The following is a 26513-nucleotide window of genomic DNA, read 5'->3' on the forward strand; positions in this document are numbered from 1 at the left end:
TAGCAGGAACACGAAATGGCCACGACGCTTCGAACCGCGCTGACGGACAGGCTGGGTTGCACCTTTCCCATCGTGCAGACCGCGATGGGGTGGGTCGCCGACGCCCGGCTCACGGCCGCGACATGCAACGCGGGGGGCTTCGGCTTCCTCGCAGGCGCGACCATCGAGCCGGGCCAGGTGGACGCGGCCATCCGCGACGTGAAGTCGCGCACGGGCCGGCCTTTCGGCGTAAATTTTCATATGTTCCAGCCGAATGCGGAGGAAGTGCTGGAAGCCGTCATCCGGCACGGCGTGAGGGCGGTGTCCTACGGCCGCGGTCCGGACGCGGCCACCATCAGGCGCCTGAAGGACGCCGGCGTTGTCTGCATGCCGACCGTCGGCGCCCTGAAGCACGCGGTCAAGGCCGTGGAGCTCGGCGCCGACATCGTCACGGTGCAGGGCGGCGAGGGCGGCGGGCACACCGGCGCGGTTCCGACCACGATCCTGCTGCCGCAGGTGCTGGACGCGGTCAAGGTGCCGGTGGTGGCCGCCGGTGGTTTCTCGGATGGACGCGGCCTCGTCGCGGCGCTTGCCTGGGGCGCATCCGGCATCGCCATGGGCACGCGCTTCCTGCTGACGACGGATTCGCCGGTGCCGTCGGCGTCGCTGAAGCGCTACCTCGAAACCAGGGATCCGACGCTGATCAAGGTCTCGACGGCGGTCGACGGCCTGCCGCAGCGCTTCGTCGAGAACGAGGAGCTGAAGCGACTGGAAGGCATGAGCCTGCCGGCGCGTCTGGCGATGTCCGCGAGATATGCCCGCCACTGGGGCCGGGAGGCAGGCCTCGGCCCGCTCGGCATGGCAAGGCTCGGGCTGAAAGTCATGGCTGGCGACGAAGGCGGATTCCGCACGACCGTGATGGCCGCCAACCTGCCCACGCTGGTGCAGCGGGGCGTGGTCGCCGGCGACCCGGTCAACGGTCTGCTACCGTCCGGACAGGTGGCCGCGGTCATCGAACGGCTGGAGAGCTGCGAGGACCTGATCGTGCGCATCATGCGCGAGGCTGGAGACCGCCTGGCGGCGCTGGCAGAGCTGGCGGCCGGAAATTCGAAGCAAGGGAGCCCCACATGAGCCGCCAGTTCTGGAGCCGGATCGAGGACGGGATCGCGGAACTCGTCATCGAGAATCCGCCGGTCAACGCGCTCGATTCGAAGGGCTGGCGCGGACTGTCGCAGGAGATCGACCGGCTGAACGCCGACGACTCCGTCCGCGTGATCATCGTGCGCGCCGAGGGACGGGGCTTCTGCGGCGGCGTCGATATCAAGGAATTGCAGGCCCATCCGGACCGGATCGTGGAGGTGAATGCCGGAAACTACGAGACTTTCCGGGCGCTGCACCGCGGCCTGAAGCCGGCCATCGCCGCCGCGCACGGCTATGTCCTGGGCGGCGGCATCGGCATCTGCGGCTCGGTCGACATCATCCTGTGCTCGCCTGATGCGCGGTTCGGCGTGCCGGAGGTGGATCGCGGCGCGCTTGGCGCGGGCGCGCATCTCCAGCGCATGTTCCCGCTCCAGAAGGTGCGGCAGATGTATTTCACCGGCGAGATGATCGACGCCCAGGAGGCCTACCGGCTCGGCGCCATCGAGCGCATCGTGCCAAGGGAAGAACTCCGCGCCGCCGCCTTCGAACTGGCCGGGAAGATCGCGGCCAAGAGCCCGACCATGATCCGCCTCGCCAAGGAAGCGCTGAACGGCGTCGAGGACGGCGACCTCGAACGTCACTACCGCTGGGAGCAGGGCTTTACCGCGCAGGCCTACCTGACGAAGGAAAGCCAGGAGGCGCGCGACGCCTTCGTCCAGAAGCGCGACGCCGGTTTCGCCGGCAAGAAGTGAGGAACGCAGAATGGCCGTAGCTGTGCCGCCCTATGTCGAAGGTCATGGCCTGCTGAGGGGCCGAGGCGTTCTCATCACCGCCGCCGCCGGTGTCGGCATCGGCTTCGCGGCAGCCAGGAAGGCGGTCGAGGAAGGCTGTGCCGCGATCTTCATCTCGGACATCCACGAGCGCCGGCTTGGCGAGGCGGCGGAGAAGCTCAAGGCGCTGTCGCCATCCACGCCGGTCTTTCACCAGCTGTGCAACGTCACCGACGAGGCGCAGGTGCAGGCCCTGGTCGCGGCCGCGGAGGATAGGCTCGGCGGCGTCGACGTGCTGATCAACAATGCCGGCCTGGGCGGACTGAAGAGCGTCGTCGACATGACCGACGAGGAATGGTCGCGCGTGCTCGACATCACCTTGACCGGTACCATGCGCATGACGCGCGCCGTGTTGAAGGCGATGATCCCGCGGAAGGCCGGCGCCATCGTCAACAATGCATCGGTGCTCGGATGGCGCGCGCAGAAAGGCCAGTCCCACTATGCCGCCGCCAAGGCTGGCGTCATGGCCTTCACGCGCTGCTCGGCTCTGGAAGCCGCCGAGCACGGCATCCGCATCAACGCCGTCTCGCCGTCGATAGCCATGCATGATTTCCTCAAGAAGGCGTCGACGGAAGAGGAGCTTGCCCAGCTTTCGAAGGTCGAGGCCTTCGGCCGCGCGGCCGAGGTCTGGGAGGTCGCCAACGTGATGATGTTCCTCGCCTCGGACTATGCCGGCTACATGGTCGGCGAGGTCGTTTCGGTGTCGAGCCAGCGCGCATGACTGCGCCGTTCGTCTTCAGCTCGCCCGCCGAAGCGGTCGCCGGCGTTGGCGCCAGGCTCGGGCCGAGCGACTGGCTGCTGATCGACCAGCAGCGCGTCGACCTGTTCGCCGAGGCGACCGGCGACCACCAATGGATCCACGTCGATCCGGAGCGGGCAAGGCACGGTCCGTTCGGCATGACCATCGCGCACGGCTACCTGACGTTCTCGCTCGTCAACATGTTCCTGCCGCAGCTGTTCGAGGCGCGGGGCATGAAGATGGGCGTGAACTACGGCGCCGAGAGGCTGCGTTTCCCGGCCCCGGTGAAGGTGGGCAGCCGCGTCCGCGCCGTCGGCGAACTCGTCAAGGCAGAACCGATCGGCGACGGCGCCGTCCAGACGACGGTCCGCGTCTCGATCGAGGTCGAGGGCGGGCAGAAGCCCGCCTGCGTGGCCGACATCATCGGCCGCTATTCCTTCTGAGGCTTCCATGGCGAACGAACCCACGGACATAAGCGAGCGTCTCCGGCGGTTGGAAGCGCTGGAAGAAATCCGTCAGCTGGCCTCGAAGTATGCCCTGGCGCTCGACATGCGCGACATGGACGCGATGGCGAACCTGTTCGTGCCGGACGTGAAGGTCGGGCAGGGCAGGTCCGGCCGCCAGGCGCTGCGAGACTGGCTCGACGACACTATGCGCAAGCAGTTCGACGGGACGTCGCACCACGTCGGCACGACGATCGTCGAGCTCGTCGACCCCGACAACGCCGTAGGCGTCGTCTACTCGAAGAACGAACACGAGACGGGCGCCGAGTGGGTCATCATGCAGATGATGTACTACGACACCTATGCCCGCGTGGACGGCCGTTGGTGCTTCCGTCGCCGCCAGCCGCTCTACTGGTACGCGACCGACCTCAACAAGCCGCCCGTCGGAAGCCGCAAGATGCGCTGGCCCGGCCGCGAGCCCTACGAGGGCGCCTTCCACGCGCTGTTCCCGTCCTGGAAGGAGTTCTGGGCACGTCAGGGAGCCTCCGACGCGCCGATCTGCGAACCGGCGCCGCTCGACGGCTTCATCGAGGCCATGCGGCGCGGAAGCGAGGTCCATGCAAACCGCGTCCGCTGACAAGGCGATCGCCGCGGGCCTGTTCCGGCCGGTGCGGCTGGGTTCGCTGGAATTGCGCAACCGCATCGCGATGGCGCCGATGTCGCGCTATCTCTGCCCGGACGACGTTCCCCACCAGGGAGTAGTCGACTACTACCGCCGCCGCGCCGAGGCGGATGTCGGTCTCATCATCACCGAGGGCACCTATATCGGCCACCCGAGTGCCGCGAGCTACGCCGGCGTGCCGCATTTCCATGGCGAGGCGCTGGCGGGCTGGGCGCGGGTCCTGCAGGCCGTGCACGCAGCCGGCGGCCGCATCTTCCCGCAGCTGTGGCACACCGGCTCGTTTCGCCAGTCCTGGATGGGCCCCGTGAAAGGCGTGCCGGGATTCGGCCCGTCCGAGAACTTCAACGCTTTCACCATGCACCCCGAACCGACGCGCGCGATGACCGAGGCCGACGTGGAGGAGGTGATCGGCGCCTATGCGCGGGCCGCGGCGGACGCGCAGGCGCTGGGCTTCGACGGCGTGGAACTGCATGCCGCGCATGGCTACCTGATCGACGAATTCCTCTGGGACCGGACCAACCGCCGGACCGACCGATGGGGTGGCGACAGGCGCGGCCGCACGCGCTTCGCCGTCGAGATCGTGAGGGCGATCCGCGGCCGCGTCGGCCCCGATTTCCCGGTGTCGCTCCGCTGGTCGCTGTGGAAGCAGCAGGATTATCAGGCGAAGCTCGCCGACACGCCGACGCAACTGGCCGAGATCCTCGAGCCCCTGGTCGAAGCCGGCGTGTCCATCCTGCACACCTCGACGCGGCGTTTCTGGAGCCCCGGCTTTTCCGACGAGGGCGACCTGACGCTCGCGGGCTGGACGAAGAAGCTGACCGGGCTTCCCGTCATCATGGTCGGCGGGGCTGGGCTCGACCGCGCCGGCATCGACGTGGTCACGCAGGTTGCCTCGCTCGACGTGCTGGAAAAGCCGCTTCGGGGCGACGAGTTCGATATCCTCGCGGTCGGCCGGGCGCTGCTCGCCGACCCCGAATGGGCGCGCAAGGTTGGCGAGGGAAGGATCGGCGACTGCCGCCCCTATTCCAGGGACCTTTTGGATAGCCTCGGCTGAATAGCCGGGCGGGAATTTGAAATCCCGCTTTTCCCCGCTGCTGTGGTCCGCCCGCATCATCGGACGCCGTTTGCATGGACGCGCTGGGCGAGCCTAAAAAAAGCGGCCCGCACGATCGTCGTACGGGCCGCATGTGCTCGCCGGGAGGTGCGAACGAAGGGCTCAGGCTGCTTGGTTCTGCGGGCCACCGAGCACGGCGGCGCTGTTGAGCATCAGCCGCACGAGTTCGGTCTGCCGGGTGATGCCGCTCTTGGAAAAGATCGAGCGCAGGTGCGCACGCGCCGTGTTGCGCGAGATGTCGAGCGCGGTCGCGACGTCCTCGAGCGACAGCCCGGCCGTCAGGCGGCGGGCGACGGCAGCCTCGGCCGGGGTCAGATCGAAGAGCTGGCGCACCAGGTCGCTGCCGACGTCGGCATTGGCCTCGGGATCGCGCAGGTAGATGGCCACGGTCGGCTCGGTCGAAACGCCGCCGCTGCGCACGGCCGGCACCGGCTGCACGATGACGCCGAGGCTGCGGCTGCCGGACGGTCTGGTCAGCGCCAGTCCGCGCGCCTCGCGGCCCTCGCCGGACTGGGCGCGCTGCATGGCCGCCTTGATCGCCGCCTGCAGTTCGCGGTCTTCCTTCGCGCAGGCGGCACGAAACCGTCCCGCCTGCATCTGGATGCCGTCGCGCGCCGAAAGCGCCTCCTCGGCGCGGGAGGAGCATTTGACGATCCGCCCCTGCATGTCGAGGATCAGGATGCCAACCGACAGCCGCTCCATCACGGTCGAATAGAGGCTGCGCTCGACCTCGCTGGCCCCGATGCGGCGAGCGATCTGAAGCCCGCGCAGAAACTGGCCTGCCAGGATCTCGCACAGGGATGTCTCGTCGGATTCGCCGGCCTGTTCTCCGGCCGCCCGGAAGACGAGGAGCGTGAGCCGATGGTTCTGGGTCTCGTCGACAGCGCCTGCCTGGACGCAGCGGTGGCGGTCGAGAAGCAGCCCGAGACGCGCCAGCGCCAGTGACGGCTCCTCATCCGCCTCGCAGCCGTTCTCGGACACGAAGGCCGCGCTGTTGCCGCCCGCCCGGTCCTCGATCCTGAGAGCCACCGCCGTCGCGCCGAGATGGTTGCGCACGAGATCCAGCGGCTGATGCAGAGGTCCTCCGCCGATGAGGCTCTCGGAGATCCGGGAGAACAGCAAGCCGAACTCGACGACGGAACGAGACTGGAACGTCATGCCAAAGTCCTCCCGGAAGGCTTCTGATTGTCCGATGCGGACCCGCTGGCGAAAGCCGCCGCCGGCGCTTCCCCAGAAGGGCTCCTCCCGCTTCGGTATTGACAGAATGTCACTATTTCGACGCGACTGTCAAATACATTAACGCCGCGTCAAATTTTTGCCGCTGCGTCAGCGAAATGCCGAAGGCAGACGCGCGTCCGGGGGAAAATGTCCTTTTAATACAGATACTTGCTCTACCGCATTGCAGCATTGAAAACGTAAAAAAAGCCGGAGCGGATGCCCCGGCTTTTTGCACTGCGCAACGGTCCGGCGTAGGAATCAGCTCGCGCAGTCCGCGCGCTTGATCAGGCCGTCCTCCCGTACCTTGTGCGGCGCGGCCACCACCTTGATGGCTTCCGGCGCCGGCATGAAGTGGTTGGTGTCGGATACGGAGATCGGGCCGATGATCGGCTCCACCTTGTCGGAATTGGCCTCAAGCCACTTCGCCACGGCCTCGCCGTCGGCCGTTCCGGCGCCATTGATCGCAGCCGCCAGGATCACCGGTTCGATATAGAACGGCGTGAGCGACGCCGCGCCGCCGAGCTTGTCCACCTCCGGGACGGCCGCTCTCGCGCGCTCGACGAACTTCGCGAACGGCGATCCGCCGACCGGCTCCTCGCAATAGGTCATGCCGACGAACTGCGTCGAGTAGACGCCCTCGAAGGCCTCCTCGCCGAGCACGGAGGCATTGCCGACCGCGTAGTTGGTCATGGTCTGGTTGGCCAGCACCGGCACGTCCCAGCCGAGATCCTCGCGGTTCTCGAGCAGCTTGCGGGCATCGTCGCCGAGCGAGGCCATGAACAGGATCGCCTCGGCGCCCGCGCCCCGGAGCGACAGCAGCTGCGGCGTCATGTCCTCGGTGCGAAACGCGAATTCCTGGATCGCGACCGGCTCGAGCCCCTTCTTTTCCTTCAGGTAGACGAGGAGATCGCTGACGCCGGCCTTCGACATGCCGCCGTTGTCGGAAATGATCGCGAACTTCGTCGTGCCGAGCCTGTCGATGGCGAAGTCGATGTTGGGGATCATCTGGTTGGCGGCGGTCACGGAGGTCGAGAAGTGATAGGGGCCCACCTCGGGGGTCAGCTGCGACGACGCGGCCGTCGTCGCCTGGACGATCCTCTTTTCGGTCGTCACCGCGACGATCGGGATCGTCTCCTGGCTGGTGACGGGACCGACCAGGGCTTCGATCTTCTCGTTCTCGATCAGTCGCCGTGCCTCGCTCACGCCGTGCGTCGGATCGGTCATGGTGTCGGCCATGATCAGCTCGACCTTCTTGCCCAGAATCCCGCCGGCGGCATTGATGTCCTCGACCGCGAGCTTCCAGGCCTCGGTGGACGAGCGGCCGACGGATGCACCGCCCCCGGTGATCGACGTGATGCCGCCGAGCTTGAAAGTCTCTTGCGCGAACGAGGCGCCGCCGGAAACGGCGAGCGCGGCAGCGGATGCCAGACCTATCGAGAGATGGCGCGCGACCATGCCCCATTTAGTGTTTCGTGGAAGGCTCATGCGTTTCTCCTCCGTGAAAGCCGAGCGGAAATGGACGTGACTCCGGCCGCCCGGTCATCGTCCGTGTGGACTACGGCCCCGAGCCGCCACGGGGCCGGGCCTAGTCTCGCCGGACGTTGCGCTCAGGCTCGCATATCGGCATCCGGTCGTCATGCGTGATCTGATCTGCAGCTTCCATACGACGAGCGGCGTCATGCCCGGCGGTCCGGTCGCCTCGCGGCACGGGCTTGCCGAGCGGCTCGCCGCCTGCACGGGCGCCGGCTATCGAGGCTACTGGCTGCACTGGCGCGACTATGCGGAACAACGCCTGGCAGGCATGTCGGACGGCGCGATTCGCGCCCTGTTCGACCGCCACTGCCAGCGGCACCGGGGCATCGAGTTCTTCTCGGACTGGTTCGTCGACGGCAATGCCGCGGCTGCCGTCGCAGAGTCGCGGTCCTTCGACGCCGCGCAAGCGATCGGCGCCGACACCGTCAACGTGGGCGCCGACTTCGCCGGCCGCGGCTTTTCCCTCGAGCACATGGTCGAGCGTTTCGACGCGCTCTGCGGCCGCGCCGCCGGCCGTGGGCTGCGCATCGGGCTGGAACTCGTGGCCTGGAGCGACGTATCGGACGTCGGCACGGCCCTCCGCTTCCTCAAGCCCCGCAATGCCGCGCTCGTGCTCGATGCATGGCACGTCTTCCGCGCAGGCCTGCCGCTCCCGGATCTCGCGCGCATCCCGGCCGACCGTGTCTCCTGTGTCCAGGTGAGCGACGCGTCGGCAACCGTCCGGGGGACGCTGGCCGACGATACGCGCCACCGGCTTTTCTGCAGCGACGGGGTATTCGACCTGACTGGCTTCCTGAAGGCCACCGAACGTTTCGGCACCCCGGTCAGCGTCGAGATCATTTCGCCGGAGGTGGCGCGAATGCCCCTCGCCGAAGCGGCGCGCATCTCCTGCGAGACGGCGGGGCGGTTGATGCGGTAGTGCGTTTAGTCCGTTCGAACGATGCCCCGCGGGGCCGCGGCCGGGTCTATGCGAAGGGAAGAGGAATGGCGCTTCGGCGCGCCCCGGAGGAATGTCTGATGCTTGCGGAGATACTGATCATCGCGGTACGGGGCTGTGCGATCGGCTCGATCTTCGCCCTTATCGCGATGAGTTTCAACATCGTGCACGGCGCGACGGGGATCCTGAACTTCGCCCAGGGCAACATGTTCGTCCTGGGCGGTTTCGCCGCCTTCTTCCTCGCCAACGAAGCCGGCGTCGCCTGGTGGCTGCTGATGCTGCCGGTCGCCGGTATCCTCGTCGCGGTTCTCGTGACGGTGCAGGGCTGGATCACGCTGGCGCCGCTGCGCTCCTCGGTCGAGCAGGACAGCTGGCTGATATCGACCGTCGCGTTCTCGACCATCATCGCCGCCCTGCTGATGATCACGCAGGGTCCGTTTGCCTACACGGTGCAGGGGCCGGTGCCGTCCTTCCGCATTCTTGGCGTGCGCACGCCCGGCGCCTATGCGCTGGCCATCGGCGCCATGTTCTTCTGGTACTTCGCGCTCCGCATCTTCCTGCGACATACCTTCCTTGGGCTCGCGATCTCGGCGCTTTCGCAGGATTTCGACGCGGCCCGGGCGGCGGGGCTTCCCGTCCGCAGGCTCCAGCTGCTTGCCTTCGCCATCAGCGGCCTGATCATCGGCACCGCGGGCTTCCTCGTCGCGCCGGTGATCTCCGTCGCCTCCGACGCCGGCCTGCGCTATGTCCTCAACGGCTTCGTCGCGGCCGTCGTCGGCGGCATCGGCTCCAATCTCGGCACGCTCATCGGCGGACCGCTGGTCGGCATCATCGGCATGCTGACGGCCTACCGCATCGGCGGCGCCTACCAGGATCTCGCATCGCTCCTGCTGCTGGTCGCGATCCTGATGCTGCGGCCGCAGGGCCTCTTCGGCCGGTCCTCGGCGCGACGGGTGTGACCATGGCCATGAGCGAGACCATGGCAGCCCGGGAGGGCGGCGCGCGGGGCAAGCCGCGCTTCTCGTCGGACCTGCCGCAGATGCTGATCGGCTTCGTGCTGATCGCGATCACCGGTTTCGTGCCGTCGATCCTCGGCAATTCCTACTGGGTGCACACCTTCCAGCTGGTCAACATCTACATCGCCGCGTCGGTGTTCCAGAACTTCCTGTTCGTCGACGCGGGGCAGAAATCGTTCGGCCAGGGCGTCCTTCTGGGACTGGGCGCCTACGTCACCGCGATCTTCTTCGGGCTGCACGACTGGCCGTTCCTGCTGGCCGCGCTCGCCGGCCTGGGCGCTGCGACCGCCGGCGGGCTGCTCTTCGCCTTCCCCGCGCTGCGCGTCCAGTATTTCCACCTCGGCTTCGTGACGCTGTCGGCGGCGATCGTGTTCCCGCAGCTGCTGATGTCGCTCGACAAATGGACCAACGGCATCAATGGCATCTCCGTGTCGATGCCCGGACTGCACCAGGAGTGGTTCCTCGGCCTTTCGCCGCTGACCCTGATGATCGCGGTCTATCCGATGATCGCGCTGGCCATCCACTACGCGATCCGCCGCTCCAGGCTCGGCCGCGACATGCGCGTGGCCGCGCTCAGCCCCGAGGCCGCGCGCTCGCTCGGCATCAGGCCAGGCGTCATGCGCTTCATCGCCTTTATCATCGCGGCGATCGGAACCGGCGTCTGCGGCATCCTCTATCTGCCGGCGGTTTCCTTCGTCAGCCCGCAGGGCTTCAACGTCGAGCTCTCCTTCGTCTTCTTCTTCGCCGTGGTCGTCGGCGGTCGCGGGCAGATGCTCGGCCCCATCATCGGCATCTGGATCGTCTTCATCCTGCCCAACATCGCGCTCGCGCAGTTCGTCGAGTACCGCCTGCTGATCTACGGGCTGCTGACGCTCCTGACGGTCATCCTGTTTCCCGACGGGATCGTCGGCTCCATCGAGCGCTGGCGCGCCAGGCGCGGGGTCACCGGCCGCGGTGAACAGGCCTTCCGGGTCGACCGGTTCCTGGAGACGCTGGAGGGCGGGCGCGAGACCCGGCCGGGCGACGAGGTCGTCGTCGAGGTGCGCGGCGGCACCAAGAAGTTCGGCGAGGTCGTGGCCGTCGACGCCGTCGATCTGAAGGTGCGCCGGGGCGAGATCCACGGCCTGATCGGCGCCAACGGCTCGGGCAAGACGAGCCTGCTCAACGTGCTCTCCGGCCTGTCGCGCCTGAACGCCGGTTCCTTCCTGATCAAGGGCGAGGACGCCACGCGCCGGTCCGCTGACCGGATCGCCGACATGGGCATCGGCCGGACCTTCCAGACGCCGCGGATCTTCCCGCAGTTCTCGCTGTGGGACAATCTCAGGCTCGGCATCGACGCCCGCGTCGGCGACGGCAGCGCCGACATCGCCCGGCTCGCCGACGCGCTTGAGGCCGAATTCGCGCAAGACAGCGCCGAGCTCCTGTCGCACGGCCAGCGCCGCCTCGTGGAGGTGATGCGCGCGGTCCTGAAGGAGGCGGACATCATCTTCTTCGACGAGCCCGCCGCCGGCCTTTCGCAGGGCGAGCGCGCCAATTTCGCAAAGCTCGTCCGCTTCCTGGCGCGGCGGATGGGCAAGACCATCATCCTGGTCGAGCACGACCTCGAACTCGTCTGGGACATCGCCGATACGATCACCGTCATGGAGCAGGGTCGCGTCGTCGCCTCCGGTTCGCCGGAAGCCATGTCGAACGACCCGGCGGTTCAGCACATGTTCGTCGGAGGCCGCCGTGCTTGAGGTCCGCAACCTTCATGCCGGATACGGCAACGTGCCCGTGATCGAGGACGTGTCGCTGACGGCCCGCCCCGGCGAGATCCTTTTGGTGGGAGGTGAGAACGGCGCCGGCAAGTCGACCCTGATGCGTGCCATCGCCGGATTCAACAAGCCGACCGCAGGCGAAGTGCTCCTCGACGGCAGGCCGCTGCACGGCATGGCGCCCGAGGCGATCGCGCAGGCCGGCCTGCGGCTGGTGCTCGACGGCCACCGCGTGTTCCCGGAACTCTCCGTCTACGACAACCTGCGCATGGGCGCCGCCGCCCGCAAGGGCGACCGCGCCGGTTTCGCCGCGGCCGTCGACGAGATCTATGCGGTGTTCCCGATCCTGAAGGAGAAGTACCGCAAATATGCGCGCGACCTCTCCGGCGGCCAGCAGCAGATGCTGGCGCTCGGCCAGGCCTTCGTCGCGCAGCCCAAGGTGCTGCTCTGCGACGAGCCGTCCATGGGCCTGGCGCAGGCGCTGCTTCCCCAGATCCTCGCCTTCCTGCGCAAATGGGCCGAGACCGGAACCGCCGTCGTCATCGTCGAGCAGCACCTGAAGGTCACGGCGCCCTATGCCGACCGCGCCATGATCATCGAACGCGGTAGCGTGAAGTTCGCCTGCGCCGCGTCGGAACTCGAGGCAAGGCTTTCGGCTCCCGAAGCGGCGCCGGCCGCCGCTTCGGCGTGAGCGGCGCGACGGTGGGGCGGCGGCGCGGGTGGCGCCGTTAGTCCCTTTGGACGATTGCGCTGCAACATGAGAAGCATAGCGTCCCGGCAACCAGGAAAGGCCACCGTCATGGACGATCTCGTCCCCCCGCGCCAGGCGGACATCTCCTACGAGACCGAGCACCCCGTCCGCTACGAGACGGCGGGGCCGGTCGCGTGGATCGTCATGGACCGGCCCAAATACAACAATGCGCAGAACTCGCAGATGACCTACGCGCTCGACGACGCGTTCCGGCGGGCGATCGACGACGACGCGATCAAGGTCATCGTGCTCGCGGGCGAGGGCAAGCACTTCTCCGCCGGCCACGACATCGGCACGCCGGGTCGGGACGTGGCGAAGAGCTTCGAGCGCCGGCTCCTGTGGGCCGATCACGTCAACAAGCCCGGCGCGGAGATGCTCTACACACGCGAGCAGGAGGTCTATCTCGGCATGTGCCGGCGCTGGCGCGACGCGCCCAAGCCGACCATCGCCGCCGTGCAGGGCGCCTGCATCGCCGGCGGCCTCATGCTCGCCTGGGTGTGCGACTTCATCGTCGCGACCGACGATGCCTTCTTCCAGGACCCGGTGGTGCGGATGGGCATTCCGGGCGTGGAATACTTCGCCCACGCGTTCGAACTGCCGCCGCGCGTCGCCAAGGAATTCCTGATGCTGGGCGAACGCATGAGCGCGGAGCGGGCGCACCATTTCGGGATGGTCAACCGGCTTTCGACCCGCGACGCCCTGAAGGCCGACGTGCAGGCCATGGCGGAAAAACTCGCGGAGCAGCCGAGGCTCGGCCTCTGGCTGACCAAGCAGGCGGTCAACCATGTCGAGGAACTGCGCGGCAAGCGCGCGGCGATGGACGCCGTGTTCCACATGCATCATTTCGCCCACGCGCAGAGCGACCTCACGCGGGGCGACTCGCTCGGCGGCCAGGATGCCAGGACGATGGTGGCCGCCAACAAGAAGCAGGCCGGCGAGGGCTGAGCGGACGTGGATCTCACCTACAGCCACACGGAGAAAGCCTTCCGGGCGGAGGTACGGGCGTGGATGGAGGCCAACGTGCCCTCCGCGCCGCTGCCGTCCTTCGACGCGTCCCGCGAGGGCTTCGAGGCGCATCGTGCGTGGGAGCGGAAGCTGGCCGAGGGCCGCTGGGGCATGGTGACCTGGCCGCAGGCCTATGGCGGGCGGGCGCTGAACCTCATCCAGTGGCTGATCTTCGAGGAGGAGTACTGGCGGGCGGGCGCGCCGCTACGCGTCAACCAGAACGGCATCTTCCTGCTCGGCCCGACCCTGATGGAATACGGCACGGAGGAGCAGAAGACGCGCTTCCTCTCCCGCATGGCATCGGGCGACGAGATCTGGGCGCAGGCCTGGTCGGAGCCGCAGGCGGGCAGCGACCTGGCCGCGGTCCGGGCCACCGGCCGCCGCGAGGGTGACGACTACGTCCTCGACGGCCACAAGATCTGGTCCTCGCGCGCGGTCTTCGCCGACTGGGCCTTCGGCCTGTTCCGCACCGACCCCGCTTCGGGCCGGCACAAGGGCCTGTCGCTCATCTTCTTTCCCCTTGACGCGGCGGGCGTACGCGTCCAGCCGATTCCGCAGATCGACGGCGAGACGGGCTTTGCCGAGATCTTCCTGGACGACGTTCGCGTACCGGCCTTCAACCGGCTCGGCGAGGACGGGCAGGGCTGGTCCATCTGCATGGCGACGGCCGGCTTCGAGCGCGGTCTGATGCTGCGCAGCCCCGCCCGGTTCCAGATGGCGGCAAAGCGGCTCGTCGACCTCTATCGCGCCCATGAGCCCGAATGCGCGCCCGAGACGCGCGCCGCCGTGCTGCAATCCTTCATGGACGCCGAGGCCTATGCGCTGTCGATCCATGCGACGGCGTCCCGGCTCATCGCCGGCGGGCACATCGGCGCCGAGGCGTCCACCAACAAGATCTTCTGGTCGGAACTGGACATCCAGCTCCACCGCACGGCGCTGTCCATCCTCGGCGCGCGCGCCGAACTGATGCGAAGCGCACCGGCGGCGGGCGATGTCGGCCGCTGGCTCGACGGCTATTTCTTCTCGCTCGCCGGACCGATCTACGCGGGCTCCAACGAGATCCAGAAGAACATCATCGCCGAGCGCATGCTCGGCCTGCCGAGGTAGGGGCCGCGGTCGACGCCATGGATTTCCGGTTCACCGAAGAGCAGACGATGACAGCCGAAGCCGTGAAGGGCCTGCTGGCGGATCTGTGCCAACCGGCCGACCTGCGACGGCTGATGCAGGTCGGCGCGGCGCGTGACGACAGGCGCTGGACCGCCTTGACCGGGATGGGACTGGCCGGGGCGCTCGTGCCGGAGGAGATGGGCGGCCTGGGGCTCGGAGCGGTCGATTTCGTTCTGGTGGCCGAAGCCTGCGGCTACGCGGGACTGCCCGAGCCGCTGGTCGAGAATGCCGGCATATCCCTGCCGCTGCTCGCCGCGCTGGCCGCCGATCGCCGGGCGGCGACACTCCTGGATCGCGCGCTGGCCGGCGACGTCACCGTCGCGACCGCTCATCCGGCAAACCTTTTCGTCGCCGAAGCCGATAACGCAGGCGCGCTTCTCGTCGTGCGCGACGACGGCGTCTCCCTGCTCGAAGCCGGTTCTGTCGGGCTCGTCCGCCAGGATTCCGTCGATCCCTTCCGCCGGCTCTTCACCCTGGCCGCCATGCCGGCGGCCGCCCCGGTCGCCGGCGCCTCCGACGCCCGCGCCGCCGTCGACCTGGCCTTCGATCGCGGCGCGCTGTTCACCGCCGCGCAACTGCTCGGCATCGCCCAGCGGGCGGTCGATCTGGCCGTCGCCTATGCGAAGGAACGCCAGCAGTTCGGCAAGCCGATCGGCTCCTACCAGGCCGTCAAGCACATGCTGTCGACGGTGCAGGTCAGGATCGAGTTCGCAAGGCCGGTCGTGCACGCGGCCGCGGCGCAGCTCGCGAATGCCGACGCGTTTTCCCGCGCGCGCATCTCGCACGCCAGGCTCGCCGCAGGCGAGGCGGCCGACCTCGCCTGCCGCACGGCCGTGCAGGTTCATGGCGCAATGGGATATTCCTGGGAAGTCGACGTGCACTTCTTCCTGAAGCGCGCGCTGGCGCTGGCCTCCTGGTGGGGCGATGCGCGGTTCCACCGCGAGCGGGTCGCCGCGCGCGTTTTCGATCGTCCGCTCGGCGCGGACCAGACTTTTGCCAGCGAGGCCGCCCATGACTGAAGCCTACATCATCGACGCGGTCCGCACGCCGGTCGGCCGCAAGAAGGGCGCGCTCGCCGCGATGCATTCCGCCGACCTCGCGGGCCACGCCATCAGGGCGCTGATCGAACGGACGGGTATCGATCCGGGAGCGGTGGACGACGTCGTCTTCGGCTGCGTCGACACGATCGGCTCGCAGGCGGGCGACATCGCGCGCACCGCATGGCTGGTCGCCGGCCTGCCGCAGCACGTGCCGGGCGTCACCATCGATCGCCAGTGCGGCTCCTCGCAGCAGGCGGTGCATTTCGCGGCCATGGGCGTGATGAGCGGCGTCCAGGACCTGGTCGTGGCTGGCGGCGTGCAGAACATGAACGCCCTGCCGATTTCCGCCGCCATGATCGTGGGGCAGCATTTCGGCTTTCCCGACCCGTTCTCGACCTCGCCCGGCTGGCAGGCCCGCTATGGCGACCAGGAGGTCGGCCAGTTCCGCTCCGCCGAGATGATCGCGCAGAAGTGGCGGATCAGCCGCGACGAGATGGAGGCCTTCGCCTTCGAATCGCATAGCCGCGCCATCGCGGCGATCGACGAGGGCCGCTTCGGCGCCGAGATCGCTCCCGTGGGCGACTTCGCCGAGGACGAGACCCCGCGCCGGGACACGTCGCGGGAGAAGATGGCGACGCTCAAGCCGATGGTCGAAGGCGGGCGCGTGACCGCCGGCGTGTCGAGCCAGAACGCCGACGCCTCCGCCGCGCTGCTGATCGCGTCGGAGAAGGCGGTGAAGGATCACGGTCTCGCGCCGCGCGCCCGGATCCATCACCTGACGGTGCGGGCCGACGACCCGGTCTGGATGCTGACGGCGCCGATCGCCGCAACGCGGCACGCCCTGGAAAAGACCGGGCTCGGGATCGCCGACATCGACCTCTTCGAGTGCAACGAGGCCTTCGCCTCGGTTCCGATGGCCTGGATGAAGGAACTCGACATCCCGCACGACAGGGTCAACGTCAACGGCGGCGCCATCGCGCTCGGCCATCCGCTCGGCGCCACCGGCGCGCGCCTGATGACCACGCTGCTCCACGAGCTCGAGCGGCGCGGCGGCCGCTACGGCCTGCAGACGATGTGCGAGGGCGGCGGCCAGGCCAACGTGACCATCATCGAGCGGCTTTAGGAGACGGCCATGCCCTGCTACGCTTTCGAGGGGATCCGCCCGGTCGTGCACCCGACCAGCTTCCTCCACCCGACCGCCTCCCTGATCGGCGACGTGCAGGTGGGGCCGGGCTGCTACATCGGCGCCGGGGCCGCGCTGCGCGGCGATTTCGGGCGCGTCGTCGTCGAGGGCGACAGTTCCATCCAGGACAACTGCACCCTGCACACCGGCGCCGGCTCCGACTGCGTCATCGGCCGCGGCGCGACCGTCGGCCATGGTTCCATCGTGCACGGCGCGACCATCGGCGTGAACGCGCTCGTCGGCATGAACGCTGTCGTGCTGGACGAAGCCGTCATCGGCGACGAGAGCCTGATCGGCGCGCTGTCGCTCGTGAAGTCCGACATGCGTGCGCCGGAACGCAGCCTGATCGCCGGCAACCCGGCGAAAATCGTGCGCCAGCTTCCGCCCGAAGCGATCGTCTGGAAGAACGACGGCGACGGCGAATACCAGCGGCTGGCCCGCCAGTCGGTCGCCGATTTCGAGGAATGCGAGCCGCTGACCGCGCCCGAGCCCGACCGCAGGCGCGTGTCGGGTCAGGCCCGGGCGGTGCGGCTGAGCGTGAGGAGCTAGCGAATGGGTATCTGTGAAGGCCGTGTCGTCATCGTCACCGGAGCGGGTAGGGGGCTTGGACGGGCCTACGCGCTCGGGCTTGCCGCCGAGGGCGCCAGGGTCGTCGTCAACGATCTCGGCGTCGGCACCCATGGCGACGCGACGACGGAGCGCCCCGCCGACGAAGTGGTCGCCGAAATCCGCAAGGCCGGCGGCGAGGCCGTCGCCAGCTTCGACGACGTGGCCGACTGGGATGGCGGCGGACGCATCGTCCGGACGGCGATCGACGCCTTCGGCCGGCTCGATGCCGTGGTCAACAATGCCGGCTTCGTCCGCGACCGCATGTTCGTCTCGTGCACGCCGGAGGAATGGGACGCGGTCATCCGTGTCCACATGCGCGGCCATTTCTGCGTGTCGCGCCATGCCGTCGACCATTGGCGCGCCGAAGCCAAGGCCGGGCGGCCCGTCGACGCGCGCATCGTCAACACCTCGTCGGGCGCCGGTCTCCAGGGCTCGGTCGGCCAGAGCGCCTATTCGGCGGCCAAGGCCGGCATCGCCGCGCTGACCCTGGTGCAGGCGGCCGAACTTGCGCGCTACCGCATCTCCGTCAACGGCCTGGCGCCTAACGCGCGCACCCGCATGACCGAGCAGGCGTTCGGAGAGGCGATGCAGGCAAAGCAGGGCGAGATGGACGTCTTCGCGCCCGAAAACACCGCGCCGCTGGTGGCCTGGCTCGTCAGCGAGCGCTCCCGCGACGTGACGGGGCAGATCTTCGAGCTGATCGGCGGGCTGGTTCGCGTCTGCCTCGGCTGGACCGACGGACCGGAATACGATCTCGGCCGGCGCTGGGAGCCGGCGGCGATCGGCGACAAGATCATCGAACTTCTCGCCGACCGTCCCGCGCCCAAAAAGGTCTACGGCACGGCCTGACGGAGCCTAGGTCAAAACCCAATCAGCGGTGAGCGTCGAGACCGCTCACCCTGGGATGGGGTGGCATGGGTTCACGTAGACGGCTTGTGATCAGTCGCCGATACGGCGAAGACGCTGCACTCCCGTTCAGCATGAAAGATCGAGCGCCGTCGAGACATGCCGATCTTCTCGGCGGTCTTGATTGAAGCGGTGTTCGAGGCATCGATCACCGCGATGAGGTGCTGAACGGGGAGCGTGGAAAATCCATAGCATAAGAGCGCATGCGCCAACTCTGACCCCATTCCCCTACGCCACAAATCCTTGTCGATCATGTAGGCGATCTCGACTTCAACAGTTCCGTCGAATTCCCACCGCACGAATCCGCCACGACCTATGAAGGATCCCGTCCGCCGATCTATCGCTGCATACAGCCGGAGGTTCGGGTGCAAATCGTCACTTCCGTGGATCGACCAGGCAAGTTCTTCCTCGGCTTCCGCGCGTGAAAGGAAGACTTGTGGAAAGAAGCGCCGAACCTCTTGGTCGGCGTAGAGCCGGCAGAGGTCGTCGAGATCGGATTCGACGAAGCGTCGCAGTAGTATGCGGTCAGTCTGAAGAACTTGCGTCATGGTGGATGTGTGCCGCCGTGGATGGTATCCCGCTGCGCTGCCGAGAGGATATTGCATTGAAGCCATGCCGTAAATCAGATTCCCTGGCGTCGTTTTGCGACGGAGGCGAGGACGAGCAGGCTTTTCTGGCTGGACGACGAGGCGTGGGCGGCGATCGAGCCGCACCTTCCGAAGAACCAGCCAGGCGCGCGCGCAGGGTCGATGATCGCCGCGTCATCAGCGGTATCCTGCATGTGCTGAAGACAGGCTGCCGCTGGCAGGACTGCCCGGCCGAATACGGTCCGCCCACGACGATCTACAACCGCTTCAACCGTTGGTCCCGCCCCAGCTCTGGAGCCGCGTCCTTGATGCTCTTGTTGCCAAGGGCGTGCTCGCGCAGTCAGCATCGATCGACTCCAGCTACGCGAAGGCCCATCGCTCCGCCCATGGCGGAAAAGGGGGGCGAAGGCGCAGGCAATCGGACCCTCGCGCGGCGGCCAGACCACCAGGATCCATGCCGTAACTGACCTTCTCTGGCGTCCGGCCATTCTGCGGCTCACGGCCGGCAACGTCGTCGATGTCACCGTGGCCGGGCCGCTGTTGGACGCGGCCGGCCGGGTGCGCTGCCTGATCGCCGACAAAGGCTACGACGCCAACGCGCCACGCAAACGACTGAAGGCCGAAGGCGCCGAGGTCGTCATCCCTGGGCGCTCGAACCGAAAGGTGCCGATCGACTACGACGAAGCCCGCTACAAGGGCCGATGGCGCATCGAGGCCGCCTTCTGCAGGCTGAAGGACTTCCGCCGCATCGCCACCCGCTACGACAAGCTCGCCAGAAACTTCCTCTCGGCCGTTGCGCTTGCAACCCTCGTCGCATTCTGGGTCTGAATGAGTCTGAACCCTAGGGTCCGTAGGCGTATCGCCCGCGGCCGAAGATCCGGTCGAGGTCGTCGGGCGAGGCGGTCGCGAGCAGCGGCGTCAGTTGAGCATGCCGCTCGATGCCGCGGAGGACGCCGGCGCGCGAGGCGCAACGTTCGAACCAGGCGGCAATCCCAGGAGCCTCCGGCGAATCCCGGTCGAGGAAGGCAAACCGCTCGCGCAGCCGGTTCGAGCTTGACCAGACCCACGGGAAGCAGGCGAGGTCGGCGACCGAGAACTCGTCTCCGCCGAGATAGGGCGTCCGCGAGAGCCGCCTTTCCATGACGCCGTAGCAGCGCCGCAGCTCGGTCAGATGCCGGCTCAGGGCATAGTCCTGTCCCGCCGGCGCATAGAGCAGGAAATGATTGAGCTGGCCGCTCGCCGGCCCGAGATTGGCCGCCTGCCAGACCGCCCACTCGATCGCCTCGTACCGCGCCGATCCCGATCGCGGCAGGAGGCTGCCGGTCTTCTCGGCGAGGTAGATCAGGATGGCCACGGATTCGAAGACCGTGACCGGGTTCGCCGCATCGGCGCGGTCCACCAGCACGGGCACCTTCGCGTTGGGGTTGAGCGCCTCGAACCGGGCGGTGAACTGCTCGCCCTTCCACACGTTGATCGGCAGGAACCGGAATTCGAGATCCAGTTCGCACAGCGCCAGCGTCACCTTCATCACGTTGGGCGTCGTCGAGGCGTAGAGGTCGATCATTCGCCGGCGTTCCTCGCGTCGGGCCGCGGCGTGTATCCGTCGGCGACGATGATCGGGAGGTGGGTGAAGTTGCGGCCGTCCGGCAGGCGCATCCATGCCCCGGCCGCGAGCGCCCCGCCATCGACGACGATGGTGGAGCCGGTCACCCATCCCGACAGTCGTTCGGACGCGAGGAACAGCGCCGCGCCGGCCGAATCCTCGCCCTCGCCGAAGCGGCCGATCGGGAACCAGCGTTTGAGGTAGTCGCGGTTCTCGGGCGGTACGCGAGGCGTCGCGACGATCTGAGCGGTGTCGGTCGTCTCCGGCGCCACCGCGTTGACGCGGATGTTGTCCGCGCCGAGCTCCACCGAAAGGCTCTGCGTGAAGCCGGTGACCGCCGCCTTGAAGGCCGCGTAGACCACCGTGTGCGGGATCCCCCGGAAGGCCTCGATGGTTGAGACGTTGATGATCGCGCCGCCCTTGCCTCCGCGCCGGATCAGCGGGATCGCCGCCTTCGTGACGTGGAACATGTGGAGCAGGTTGACGGCGTAGAGCGCGTCCCACTCCGCCTCGGTCGACTCCTCGAAGGGCTTCTTGTAGCCGAGATAGTCGCCGACGTTGTTGACCAGCACGTCGAGGCGTCCGAAGCGTTCGTCTACGGCCTTCGCCAGCCGGGCGACGTCGCCGGCCTTGCGCACGTCCGCCGCAACGACGAGATGCTCGGCGCCGAGCGCGGCGCGCACATCCTCGGCGCGCGCCGCGTCGATCTCGGCCACCGCGACGCGCATGCCCGCCGTCCGGAACAGCCCGGCCGTCGCGCGTCCGATGCCCGCGCCGCCCCCGGTGACCAGGGCTACCTTGCCCGACAGGCCCAGTATCGAAATTTCGTCCGTCATGTCTCCTCCTCAGGCGGTTCTCGGCATGTCCACGTGATAGCTATGCGTGGCGTCGACCACGAGTCCGCGCGTCGCGATCAGCCAGCGTCCGTCGCGGCGTTCGAAACGATCCTGGTAGCGGATCGTCATCTCGAAGCAGGTTCGCTGGCCGGAGCTGTCGGTAGACCAGTGGCGCGCGATGCAGTAGGTCTCGCCCGCCGCCCGGTCGCCGTCCCCGTTCAGGGCCTGGGTCAGCACGGCATGGAACGTGCGTTCGTAGAGCTGCTTCATCATCGGCGGCACGCCCGCCAGCGCGTCCCTCGTCTCGAAGCGGCCGCGCGGTGCCAGGAGCACCCCGTCCGGCGTAAACTGGGTCACGAACAGCTCCGCGTCGCCCCGGTCCACCGCCACCGCATAGAGATCGGCTGTCCGACGGATCGCGACGAGGTCATCGGCGCCCAGCGTCATGTCAGCCGCCGACCGCCGCGATGACGTCCGCCACCGCCCGGTCCACTTCGCCGCGTCGGTAGCCGAGCAGCGCCGTCCCGGCCGTGTCCGGCTCGTAAGCCAGCCGCACTCCCCGTCCGGGCACGATGAAGGCATCCGGCAGGAGCGGGTGCTCCCTGTCGAGCTCGACCAGCCTGCGCGGCGAACCGACGGCGTCGAAGATCTTCTGGAAGAAATCCCGGAACGAGAGGTTCGCGTCGCCGATCAGGTAGGCCTTGCCGGCCTCGCCTCGCTCCAACGCGCCGGCGATGGCCTGTGCCAGCGACCGCACCGACATGTAGTTGGTGCCGCCCGCCGGCGCGTAGTCGGCAATGTCCGGCCGCAGCCCTTTGGCCCAGGCGACGAGCGTCTCGTAACGCCGCGCCGGAACGCCCGGAACCGCCCCGACGATGGAGGGCGGATTGAGCGTCACCGGCGAAAAGCTCGCATCAGCCAGCGCCCGCGCGCCCTGGTCGGCCAGCGCGCGCGCACGGACATAGGGAACTTTGTCGATCAGATGCGGCATGACCTGGTGGTAGTAGCTGCCGAGCTGGACGAACCGCCCGACGCCGGCGCTCTTCGCCAGCCGGGCAAAGCTCGGCACGCCCTCGATCTGCATCGTGCGCCAGAATGCGCCTTCGTCCGTGCCCTTCGGGATGTGGCGTATATCCTGCCCCGCGGCGAACACGATCCCGTCGAAGGGTTCGAGGTCGCGCTCCGTGAAGGTGCCCTGCGAATAGTCGCCCAGAATCGTCGGCATATCCGCCATCGGCGTGCCCTCGGGCGCGGGCTTGCGCGCGGCGAGCGTCACGTCGTGGCCAAGCGATCGCAGGTACATGGCGGCATGGCCGCCGATCATGCCCGTTCCGCCGACGATGAGTATCTTCACGCGCTTTCCTCCAATCGGGAGGCGCAGCTTAGGCGCGCGCCATCCCGCGGCATCGTCCGTTGCGACTACGGCCAGCCGGCGCGCGCGACGTCTACGCGCGCGACGTCGATCCGGCCCGTCATCAGGTGGACGGTTTCGTGCCGGGCGTGACTGGAGGAACAGCAGAGGAAGAGATCCAGCCCGTCGGCGCCGCCGAGCATGCAGGCGAACACGCCGGCGTCGACATCGACCCTGGCGGTGATGTCGCCGCTCCGCCGGACCCGCACCGCCGAACGGGTGAAGGGCGATGCGCACCAGACCTGCCCCTCCGCGTCGAGGCAGATGCCATCCGGAACATGGCCGGGCAGGTCGGCGAAGACCCGCCGGTTGCAGAGCCCTCCGTCGGCCGCGATGTCGAACGCAGTGAGCCGGCTCGCCAGCGATTCGGCGACGATCAGGACCTTCCCGTCCGGCGTCACCACCATCCCGTTCGGGCAGGAGAGGCCGTCGGCGACGTTTCGCACCGTCCCGTCGGCTTCGACAAGCAGCAGCATCGTCGCGGCCGGCGCCTCGCCGTGGTCGAAGTCGAAGCCGATGTTGCCGACATAGGCGCGGCCGGACGGCAGAACGACCATGTCGTTGCTCTGGGCGCGATGGAGCGCCGACAGGTCGGCGTGGACCTCGAGCCGTCCAGCGCTGCGGCGCAGCACCTTGCGCCCATCCATGGACACCACCAGCAGGCACCCGTCCTGCATCCAGCCGAGCCCGGACGGGCCGCCTTCCACGACGAAGCTGTCCAGGTGCGCGCCGGCGGGCGACAGCTTGTGGACCACGCCCGCATGCTGGTCGGAGAACCATAGGGCGCCGTCGTGCCAGCGCGGGCCTTCGGGATAGGCGAACCCCGTCGCCAGCGTCCGCGCCGCGAACCGCTTCATGAGCCGCCCCGGGACTTCGACATGCTGCGGGCGACGATGTCGAGGAAATGCGGCTTCTCGCCGCCGCCGTGCACTTCGAGGGACGCACCGGAAACGAACCGCGCCAGCGGGCTGGCAAGGTAGAGCACCGCATCGGCGACGTCGGCTCCGCGTCCCATCCGGCCCATCGGCGTCGCCGCCGCGATCTCGTGCAGCGCTGCGGCGGACCCGTAGGTCTGCTCCGCGTTTTCGGTTTCGACAAGGCCGACGACGATGGCATTGACCCGCACGCGCGGCCCCCATTCCTGCGCCAGGCTGACCGTCAGCCCCAGCAGCCCCGCCTTGGCGGCGCCGTAGACCGCCGTGCCGGGAGCCGGACGCCGGGCAGCGACGCTGGCGATGTTGATGATGGAGCCGCCTCCGGGCTGGCCCGCCATGACGCCGTGCGCCGCCTGGGACAGGTGGATCGGCGCCAGCAGGTTCAGCGCGACGATCGATTCCGAGAAGCGCGGCGAAGCGGTCGCGGCGTCCGCCGCTGGCGAGCCGCCGGCATTGTTGACGAGCAGGTCGAGACGGCCGAAATGCGCCGCCGCCTGGTCCACGATGGTCCTGCACTGGTCGGCCCTGCGCACGTCGCCGGCAAAGAAGACGGCGTCCCGCCCGGCAAAACCCGGAAGCGTCTCCGGCTCGCTCCGCGCGCAGACCGCCACCTCGGCGCCCGCCTCCAGCAGGCGCTCGGCGATGGCCTTTCCGATTCCCCTGGTGCCGCCGGTCACGAGCGCCACCATGCCCTTCATCGACAGGTCGATCGGCACATGGACGTCTTCTGTCATCGGCTCCTCCGCTTCTGCACGCCGGGACCGTGGCTCCCGGTCCTGCTCCTACCGTTTGACGCATGGCGGGACGACCTGCCAGAAAGGTTCGGCCGCAGGCGGGCGGTGTCGGGCGCCATACCGTCTAGCCCGCGGCCGTCCTGCGGCATTCGTCCTTTCGGACGATGCCCTTGCCCCGGGGCACTTTAGTGTCCGCGCATCCTTCGCGGCAGCGCGTCGCTCGTCAGGTTCCCATGGACAGCATCTTCGATTCCGGCTGGCAGTTCACCACAATTCCCGCACTCGCTCAGCGCGCCGCGCAAACATATCGCGACGAGGTCGCAATCGAGGACGGCACCGTCCGGATGACGTTCATCGAACTCGACGCCGCGCGGCGGCAGGCCGCCAAGGCGGCGATGGCGGCCGGTGTGAAGAAGGGCGACAGGGTGATGATCTGGGCCCCGAACGGCTGGAAGTGGTTCGTCGCCGCCCTGGGCATCGCCAGCGTGGGCGGGGTGCTCATCCCGACGTCCACCCGGTTCAGGGGGACGGAAGTCGAGGAACTGATGCGGCGCAGCGGCGCGACCATGATGTTCTCGTGCGGCGAGTTCCTCGGCGCCTACTATCCTGATCAACTCGGAACGGAGGCACGCCGGCTCCTGCACACGATCGTCGTGTTCGACGGCGCCCGCGCGACCGAGACGGCCTGGCAGGATTTTCTGGCGGGCGGGGAGGGTGTCAGCGATGCCGAACTTTCGCAGCGACAGGCGAGCGTCGGCCCGGACGATCTCTGCGACATGCTATTCACCTCCGGGACCACGGGACATCCCAAGGGTGTCATGTACGGGCACCGCCAGTGCCTGATGGCGATCGACGCGTGGGCGACACGCGTCGGCATCAGGCGCCACGACCGGGTGCTGGTCATCCCGCCCTTCTTCCACGCCTTCGGCTATCGTTCCGGAGCGATCGTGTCGCTGATGCGCGGGGCGTTGCTCCTGCCGCACCAGGCCTTCGATGCGGAGGAAATCCTGCGGCGGGTGGAGCGCGAGAAGGTGTCCGTCATCCCCGGCCCGCCGGCCATCTTCCACTCGATGCTGCAGCATCCGGGGATGGCGGCGTTCGACCGCTCCAGCCTTCGCCTCGGCATCACCGGCGGCGCCGTCGTGCCCGCGACCCTGATCCGCCGCATGCGCGAGGACCTGGGCTTCGCAGGCGTCGTCAACGGCTATGGCCTTACCGAATGCGGCGGCTACGGCACCATGTGCAGCGCCGACGACACCGACGACCGGATCGCCAATACCGCAGGCAAGCCCTTCCCGGACACGGAGGTGCGGATCATGGACAGCGAAGGGCGCCTTCTGCCCGACGGCGAGCGCGGCGAGGTGGTGCTGCGCGGTTACATCGTCATGAAGGGCTATTTCAACGATCCGGACGCGACGGCGAAAACCATAGACCAGGACGGATGGCTGCATTCGGGCGACATCGGCTATTTCGACGAGAACGGCGACCTGCGGATCGAGGATCGCCTGAAGGACATGTACATCACCGGCGGCTTCAACTGCTATCCGGCGGAAATCGAGCGGCTGATGAGCGCACACCCCGCCATAGGCCAGATCGCCGTTATCGGTGTGCCGGACGAGCGCCTCGGCGAGGTCGGCAAGGCCTATGTCGTGCTTCGGCCGGGCCAGACCGCGACGGAAGCCGAACTCATAGCATGGGCGCGCACCAACATCGCGAACTTCAAGGTGCCTCGATCGGTCGAGTTTCGCGAGATCCTGCCTACGAGCCCGCAGGGCAAGGTGCAAAAGACCCAGCTCAGGGCCGAGGCCTGCTGAGCCCATCGCAGGGGCACGGAACCAAACACGCCATCGTCTTACTGACGCTGTCGCACGGGATGTCGAAACGCCGCGACGCCTCGCGGTGGGTCATCCCTCCGCGAAGGCCAGACGAGCCTTCCGATGTATGTCCACAGCGAAAACCCTCCAGCCCTCCCTCCATCTCCAGAGAGGGAAAAAGTCGATGACTGCTGCGCCGCCCGCAGCGGGATCATCCCGCCGCTACGTGGCCGACTTTACTATCGCCGCTCCCTTCACACCGGACCCCACGGGCGTCGGATCGGCAATTCCTGGCCCGCGACACCAAGGACGAGTCGGCCAAGCCGGCAACGTGAGACACAGCGACCGGACCATCAACAACCCGCACCACAATTCCGCGCGCCAACCAGGCATCCTTCGCCGTCACCGGTCGGGTCTCATAATGCACACCGTAACCGGGGCAGATTTCCGGGCGATCAGGCTTGAGCGGCTTGCCTGACGAGATCGGGGAGTCGCGGTATCGGCTGGTGGGCGGGTATGCCGAGGCGATCGCCGAGATATCGGAAGA

27 protein-coding genes and 1 pseudogene are annotated in these 26513 nt (G+C 68.0%); 19 read left to right on the forward strand and 9 right to left on the reverse strand.

The genetic code is table 11. The features are described from left to right. The first annotated feature begins 15 nt into the window (after positions 1-15). Genes N1F91_RS25355 through N1F91_RS25380 form a run of 6 tightly spaced genes read left to right on the forward strand, consistent with a single transcriptional unit; the run spans position 16 to position 4867 of the window. Complete coding sequence (locus N1F91_RS25355; RefSeq protein ID WP_289996305.1) at positions 16-1110, forward strand: nitronate monooxygenase; 1095 nt, start codon at positions 16-18, stop codon at positions 1108-1110. Further along, entirely contained in the window at positions 1107-1871 is a 765-nt protein-coding gene (locus tag N1F91_RS25360) for an enoyl-CoA hydratase family protein (protein WP_289996306.1), read from the forward strand. Before N1F91_RS25355 ends, N1F91_RS25360 begins: the two co-directional genes overlap by 4 nt. A gap of 10 nt (positions 1872-1881) precedes the next feature. Continuing rightward, positions 1882-2670 carry an SDR family oxidoreductase gene (locus N1F91_RS25365; RefSeq protein ID WP_289996307.1) on the forward strand — a complete coding sequence of 263 codons (789 nt, stop codon included), beginning with the start codon at positions 1882-1884 and terminating at the stop codon, positions 2668-2670. After that, entirely contained in the window at positions 2667-3131 is a 465-nt protein-coding gene (locus N1F91_RS25370) for a MaoC family dehydratase (RefSeq protein WP_289996308.1), read from the forward strand. Before N1F91_RS25365 ends, N1F91_RS25370 begins: the two co-directional genes overlap by 4 nt. Before the next feature lie 7 nt (positions 3132-3138). Beyond that, positions 3139-3768 (forward strand): nuclear transport factor 2 family protein, encoded by a 630-nt coding sequence (locus N1F91_RS25375; protein WP_289996310.1) that lies wholly within the window; start codon positions 3139-3141, stop codon positions 3766-3768. Beyond that, positions 3749-4867, forward strand: a complete 1119-nt coding sequence (locus N1F91_RS25380; protein ID WP_289996311.1) for an NADH:flavin oxidoreductase — start codon at positions 3749-3751, stop codon at positions 4865-4867. The genes N1F91_RS25375 and N1F91_RS25380 overlap by 20 nt, the downstream gene beginning before the upstream one ends. Before the next feature lie 162 nt (positions 4868-5029). On the opposite strand, the gene N1F91_RS25385 is transcribed toward N1F91_RS25380, so the two are convergent. Together N1F91_RS25385 and N1F91_RS25390 are read right to left on the reverse strand one after the other, a co-directional pair. Further along, the gene (locus N1F91_RS25385) at positions 5030-6085 is read right to left on the reverse strand and encodes a helix-turn-helix transcriptional regulator (RefSeq protein ID WP_289996312.1); all 1056 of its coding nucleotides are present in this window, start codon (positions 6083-6085) and stop codon (positions 5030-5032) included. A 318-nt stretch (positions 6086-6403) separates the two neighbouring features. Further along, complete coding sequence (locus N1F91_RS25390; protein WP_289996313.1) at positions 6404-7630, reverse strand: ABC transporter substrate-binding protein; 1227 nt, start codon at positions 7628-7630, stop codon at positions 6404-6406. 151 nt (positions 7631-7781) lie between these two features. On the opposite strand from N1F91_RS25390, the gene N1F91_RS25395 reads away from it, so the two are divergent. The 10 genes from N1F91_RS25395 to N1F91_RS25440 all read left to right on the forward strand — a co-directional run bounded on the left by N1F91_RS25395 (position 7782) and on the right by N1F91_RS25440 (position 17989). Then, positions 7782-8597: a TIM barrel protein gene (locus N1F91_RS25395; protein WP_289996315.1), complete on the forward strand. Its 816-nt coding sequence runs from the start codon at positions 7782-7784 to the stop codon at positions 8595-8597. Between the two features lie 98 nt (positions 8598-8695). Next, a complete protein-coding gene (locus N1F91_RS25400) occupies positions 8696-9574 on the forward strand; it encodes a branched-chain amino acid ABC transporter permease (RefSeq protein WP_289996318.1) in 879 nt (292 codons plus the stop codon). Between the two features lie 8 nt (positions 9575-9582). Further along, positions 9583-11367 (forward strand): ATP-binding cassette domain-containing protein, encoded by a 1785-nt coding sequence (locus tag N1F91_RS25405; RefSeq protein WP_289996319.1) that lies wholly within the window; start codon positions 9583-9585, stop codon positions 11365-11367. Next, positions 11360-12076 (forward strand): ABC transporter ATP-binding protein, encoded by a 717-nt coding sequence (locus N1F91_RS25410; protein ID WP_289996320.1) that lies wholly within the window; start codon positions 11360-11362, stop codon positions 12074-12076. The genes N1F91_RS25405 and N1F91_RS25410 overlap by 8 nt, the downstream gene beginning before the upstream one ends. 108 nt (positions 12077-12184) lie before the next feature. After that, positions 12185-13081: an enoyl-CoA hydratase gene (locus tag N1F91_RS25415; RefSeq protein ID WP_289996321.1), complete on the forward strand. Its 897-nt coding sequence runs from the start codon at positions 12185-12187 to the stop codon at positions 13079-13081. Between the two features lie 6 nt (positions 13082-13087). After that, positions 13088-14248 carry an acyl-CoA dehydrogenase family protein gene (locus N1F91_RS25420; protein WP_289996322.1) on the forward strand — a complete coding sequence of 387 codons (1161 nt, stop codon included), beginning with the start codon at positions 13088-13090 and terminating at the stop codon, positions 14246-14248. A 17-nt stretch (positions 14249-14265) separates the two neighbouring features. Continuing rightward, positions 14266-15327 carry an acyl-CoA dehydrogenase family protein gene (locus N1F91_RS25425; protein ID WP_289996323.1) on the forward strand — a complete coding sequence of 354 codons (1062 nt, stop codon included), beginning with the start codon at positions 14266-14268 and terminating at the stop codon, positions 15325-15327. Beyond that, positions 15320-16471 carry an acetyl-CoA C-acetyltransferase gene (locus N1F91_RS25430; RefSeq protein ID WP_289996324.1) on the forward strand — a complete coding sequence of 384 codons (1152 nt, stop codon included), beginning with the start codon at positions 15320-15322 and terminating at the stop codon, positions 16469-16471. Before N1F91_RS25425 ends, N1F91_RS25430 begins: the two co-directional genes overlap by 8 nt. A gap of 9 nt (positions 16472-16480) precedes the next feature. After that, positions 16481-17080, forward strand: coding sequence for a DapH/DapD/GlmU-related protein (locus N1F91_RS25435; protein ID WP_289996325.1), 600 nt, complete (start codon positions 16481-16483; stop codon positions 17078-17080). Positions 17081-17083: 3 nt separating this feature from the next. Next, on the forward strand, positions 17084-17989 hold the full coding sequence (locus N1F91_RS25440; RefSeq protein WP_289996327.1) for an SDR family oxidoreductase: 906 nt from the start codon (positions 17084-17086) through the stop codon (positions 17987-17989). A 71-nt stretch (positions 17990-18060) separates the two neighbouring features. On the opposite strand, the gene N1F91_RS25445 is transcribed toward N1F91_RS25440, so the two are convergent. Beyond that, the gene (locus tag N1F91_RS25445; RefSeq protein ID WP_289996328.1) at positions 18061-18594 is read right to left on the reverse strand and encodes a GNAT family N-acetyltransferase; all 534 of its coding nucleotides are present in this window, start codon (positions 18592-18594) and stop codon (positions 18061-18063) included. A 194-nt stretch (positions 18595-18788) separates the two neighbouring features. Between N1F91_RS25445 and N1F91_RS25450 the strand changes: the two are divergent. Further along, positions 18789-18914, forward strand: a pseudogene (locus N1F91_RS25450) (transposase); the annotation flags it as partial. Between the two features lie 64 nt (positions 18915-18978). Further along, positions 18979-19461 carry an IS5 family transposase gene (locus N1F91_RS25455; RefSeq protein WP_289996338.1) on the forward strand — a complete coding sequence of 161 codons (483 nt, stop codon included), beginning with the start codon at positions 18979-18981 and terminating at the stop codon, positions 19459-19461. A gap of 13 nt (positions 19462-19474) precedes the next feature. On the opposite strand, the gene N1F91_RS25460 is transcribed toward N1F91_RS25455, so the two are convergent. The 6 genes from N1F91_RS25460 to N1F91_RS25485 form a co-directional block, all read right to left on the reverse strand. Beyond that, a complete protein-coding gene (locus tag N1F91_RS25460; protein ID WP_289996330.1) occupies positions 19475-20197 on the reverse strand; it encodes a glutathione S-transferase C-terminal domain-containing protein in 723 nt (240 codons plus the stop codon). After that, complete coding sequence (locus N1F91_RS25465; protein ID WP_289996331.1) at positions 20194-21072, reverse strand: SDR family oxidoreductase; 879 nt, start codon at positions 21070-21072, stop codon at positions 20194-20196. Before N1F91_RS25465 ends, N1F91_RS25460 begins: the two co-directional genes overlap by 4 nt. Positions 21073-21081: 9 nt before the next feature. Beyond that, positions 21082-21519, reverse strand: a complete 438-nt coding sequence (locus N1F91_RS25470; RefSeq protein WP_289996332.1) for a nuclear transport factor 2 family protein — start codon at positions 21517-21519, stop codon at positions 21082-21084. A 1-nt stretch (position 21520) separates the two neighbouring features. Then, positions 21521-22426, reverse strand: a complete 906-nt coding sequence (locus N1F91_RS25475) for an NAD(P)-dependent oxidoreductase (protein WP_289996333.1) — start codon at positions 22424-22426, stop codon at positions 21521-21523. Between the two features lie 65 nt (positions 22427-22491). Continuing rightward, positions 22492-23340, reverse strand: a complete 849-nt coding sequence (locus N1F91_RS25480) for an SMP-30/gluconolactonase/LRE family protein (protein WP_289996334.1) — start codon at positions 23338-23340, stop codon at positions 22492-22494. After that, positions 23337-24152 carry an SDR family oxidoreductase gene (locus tag N1F91_RS25485; RefSeq protein WP_289996335.1) on the reverse strand — a complete coding sequence of 272 codons (816 nt, stop codon included), beginning with the start codon at positions 24150-24152 and terminating at the stop codon, positions 23337-23339. Before N1F91_RS25485 ends, N1F91_RS25480 begins: the two co-directional genes overlap by 4 nt. Before the next feature lie 233 nt (positions 24153-24385). Between N1F91_RS25485 and N1F91_RS25490 the strand changes: the two genes are divergently transcribed. Beyond that, positions 24386-25966, forward strand: coding sequence for a FadD3 family acyl-CoA ligase (locus tag N1F91_RS25490; RefSeq protein ID WP_289996336.1), 1581 nt, complete (start codon positions 24386-24388; stop codon positions 25964-25966). The last annotated feature ends 547 nt before the right edge of the window (positions 25967-26513 follow it).

It is taken from the genome of Aquibium sp. ELW1220 (genome assembly GCF_030398385.1).
GTDB lineage: Bacteria > Pseudomonadota > Alphaproteobacteria > Rhizobiales > Rhizobiaceae > Aquibium.

Excerpts from the sequence above, each read along its gene's own strand:
- N1F91_RS25380 (WP_289996311.1), top strand. The coding sequence starts at position 3,749 with ATGCAAACCGCGTCCGCTGACAAGGCGATCGCCGCGGGCCTGTTCCGG.
- N1F91_RS25430 (WP_289996324.1), top strand. The coding sequence starts at position 15,320 with ATGACTGAAGCCTACATCATCGACGCGGTCCGCACGCCGGTCGGCCGC.
- N1F91_RS25365 (WP_289996307.1), top strand. The coding sequence starts at position 1,882 with ATGGCCGTAGCTGTGCCGCCCTATGTCGAAGGTCATGGCCTGCTGAGG.
- N1F91_RS25370 (WP_289996308.1), top strand. The coding sequence starts at position 2,667 with ATGACTGCGCCGTTCGTCTTCAGCTCGCCCGCCGAAGCGGTCGCCGGC.
- N1F91_RS25460 (WP_289996330.1), bottom strand. The coding sequence starts at position 20,197 with ATGATCGACCTCTACGCCTCGACGACGCCCAACGTGATGAAGGTGACG.
- N1F91_RS25470 (WP_289996332.1), bottom strand. The coding sequence starts at position 21,519 with ATGACGCTGGGCGCCGATGACCTCGTCGCGATCCGTCGGACAGCCGAT.
- N1F91_RS25385 (WP_289996312.1), bottom strand. The coding sequence starts at position 6,085 with ATGACGTTCCAGTCTCGTTCCGTCGTCGAGTTCGGCTTGCTGTTCTCC.
- N1F91_RS25390 (WP_289996313.1), bottom strand. The coding sequence starts at position 7,630 with ATGAGCCTTCCACGAAACACTAAATGGGGCATGGTCGCGCGCCATCTC.
- N1F91_RS25440 (WP_289996327.1), top strand. The coding sequence starts at position 17,084 with ATGGGTATCTGTGAAGGCCGTGTCGTCATCGTCACCGGAGCGGGTAGG.
- N1F91_RS25480 (WP_289996334.1), bottom strand. The coding sequence starts at position 23,340 with ATGAAGCGGTTCGCGGCGCGGACGCTGGCGACGGGGTTCGCCTATCCC.
- N1F91_RS25485 (WP_289996335.1), bottom strand. The coding sequence starts at position 24,152 with ATGACAGAAGACGTCCATGTGCCGATCGACCTGTCGATGAAGGGCATG.
- N1F91_RS25445 (WP_289996328.1), bottom strand. The coding sequence starts at position 18,594 with ATGACGCAAGTTCTTCAGACTGACCGCATACTACTGCGACGCTTCGTC.
- N1F91_RS25400 (WP_289996318.1), top strand. The coding sequence starts at position 8,696 with ATGCTTGCGGAGATACTGATCATCGCGGTACGGGGCTGTGCGATCGGC.
- N1F91_RS25425 (WP_289996323.1), top strand. The coding sequence starts at position 14,266 with ATGGATTTCCGGTTCACCGAAGAGCAGACGATGACAGCCGAAGCCGTG.
- N1F91_RS25355 (WP_289996305.1), top strand. The coding sequence starts at position 16 with ATGGCCACGACGCTTCGAACCGCGCTGACGGACAGGCTGGGTTGCACC.
- N1F91_RS25435 (WP_289996325.1), top strand. The coding sequence starts at position 16,481 with ATGCCCTGCTACGCTTTCGAGGGGATCCGCCCGGTCGTGCACCCGACC.
- N1F91_RS25490 (WP_289996336.1), top strand. The coding sequence starts at position 24,386 with ATGGACAGCATCTTCGATTCCGGCTGGCAGTTCACCACAATTCCCGCA.
- N1F91_RS25415 (WP_289996321.1), top strand. The coding sequence starts at position 12,185 with ATGGACGATCTCGTCCCCCCGCGCCAGGCGGACATCTCCTACGAGACC.
- N1F91_RS25375 (WP_289996310.1), top strand. The coding sequence starts at position 3,139 with ATGGCGAACGAACCCACGGACATAAGCGAGCGTCTCCGGCGGTTGGAA.
- N1F91_RS25360 (WP_289996306.1), top strand. The coding sequence starts at position 1,107 with ATGAGCCGCCAGTTCTGGAGCCGGATCGAGGACGGGATCGCGGAACTC.
- N1F91_RS25465 (WP_289996331.1), bottom strand. The coding sequence starts at position 21,072 with ATGACGGACGAAATTTCGATACTGGGCCTGTCGGGCAAGGTAGCCCTG.
- N1F91_RS25405 (WP_289996319.1), top strand. The coding sequence starts at position 9,583 with ATGAGCGAGACCATGGCAGCCCGGGAGGGCGGCGCGCGGGGCAAGCCG.
- N1F91_RS25395 (WP_289996315.1), top strand. The coding sequence starts at position 7,782 with ATGCGTGATCTGATCTGCAGCTTCCATACGACGAGCGGCGTCATGCCC.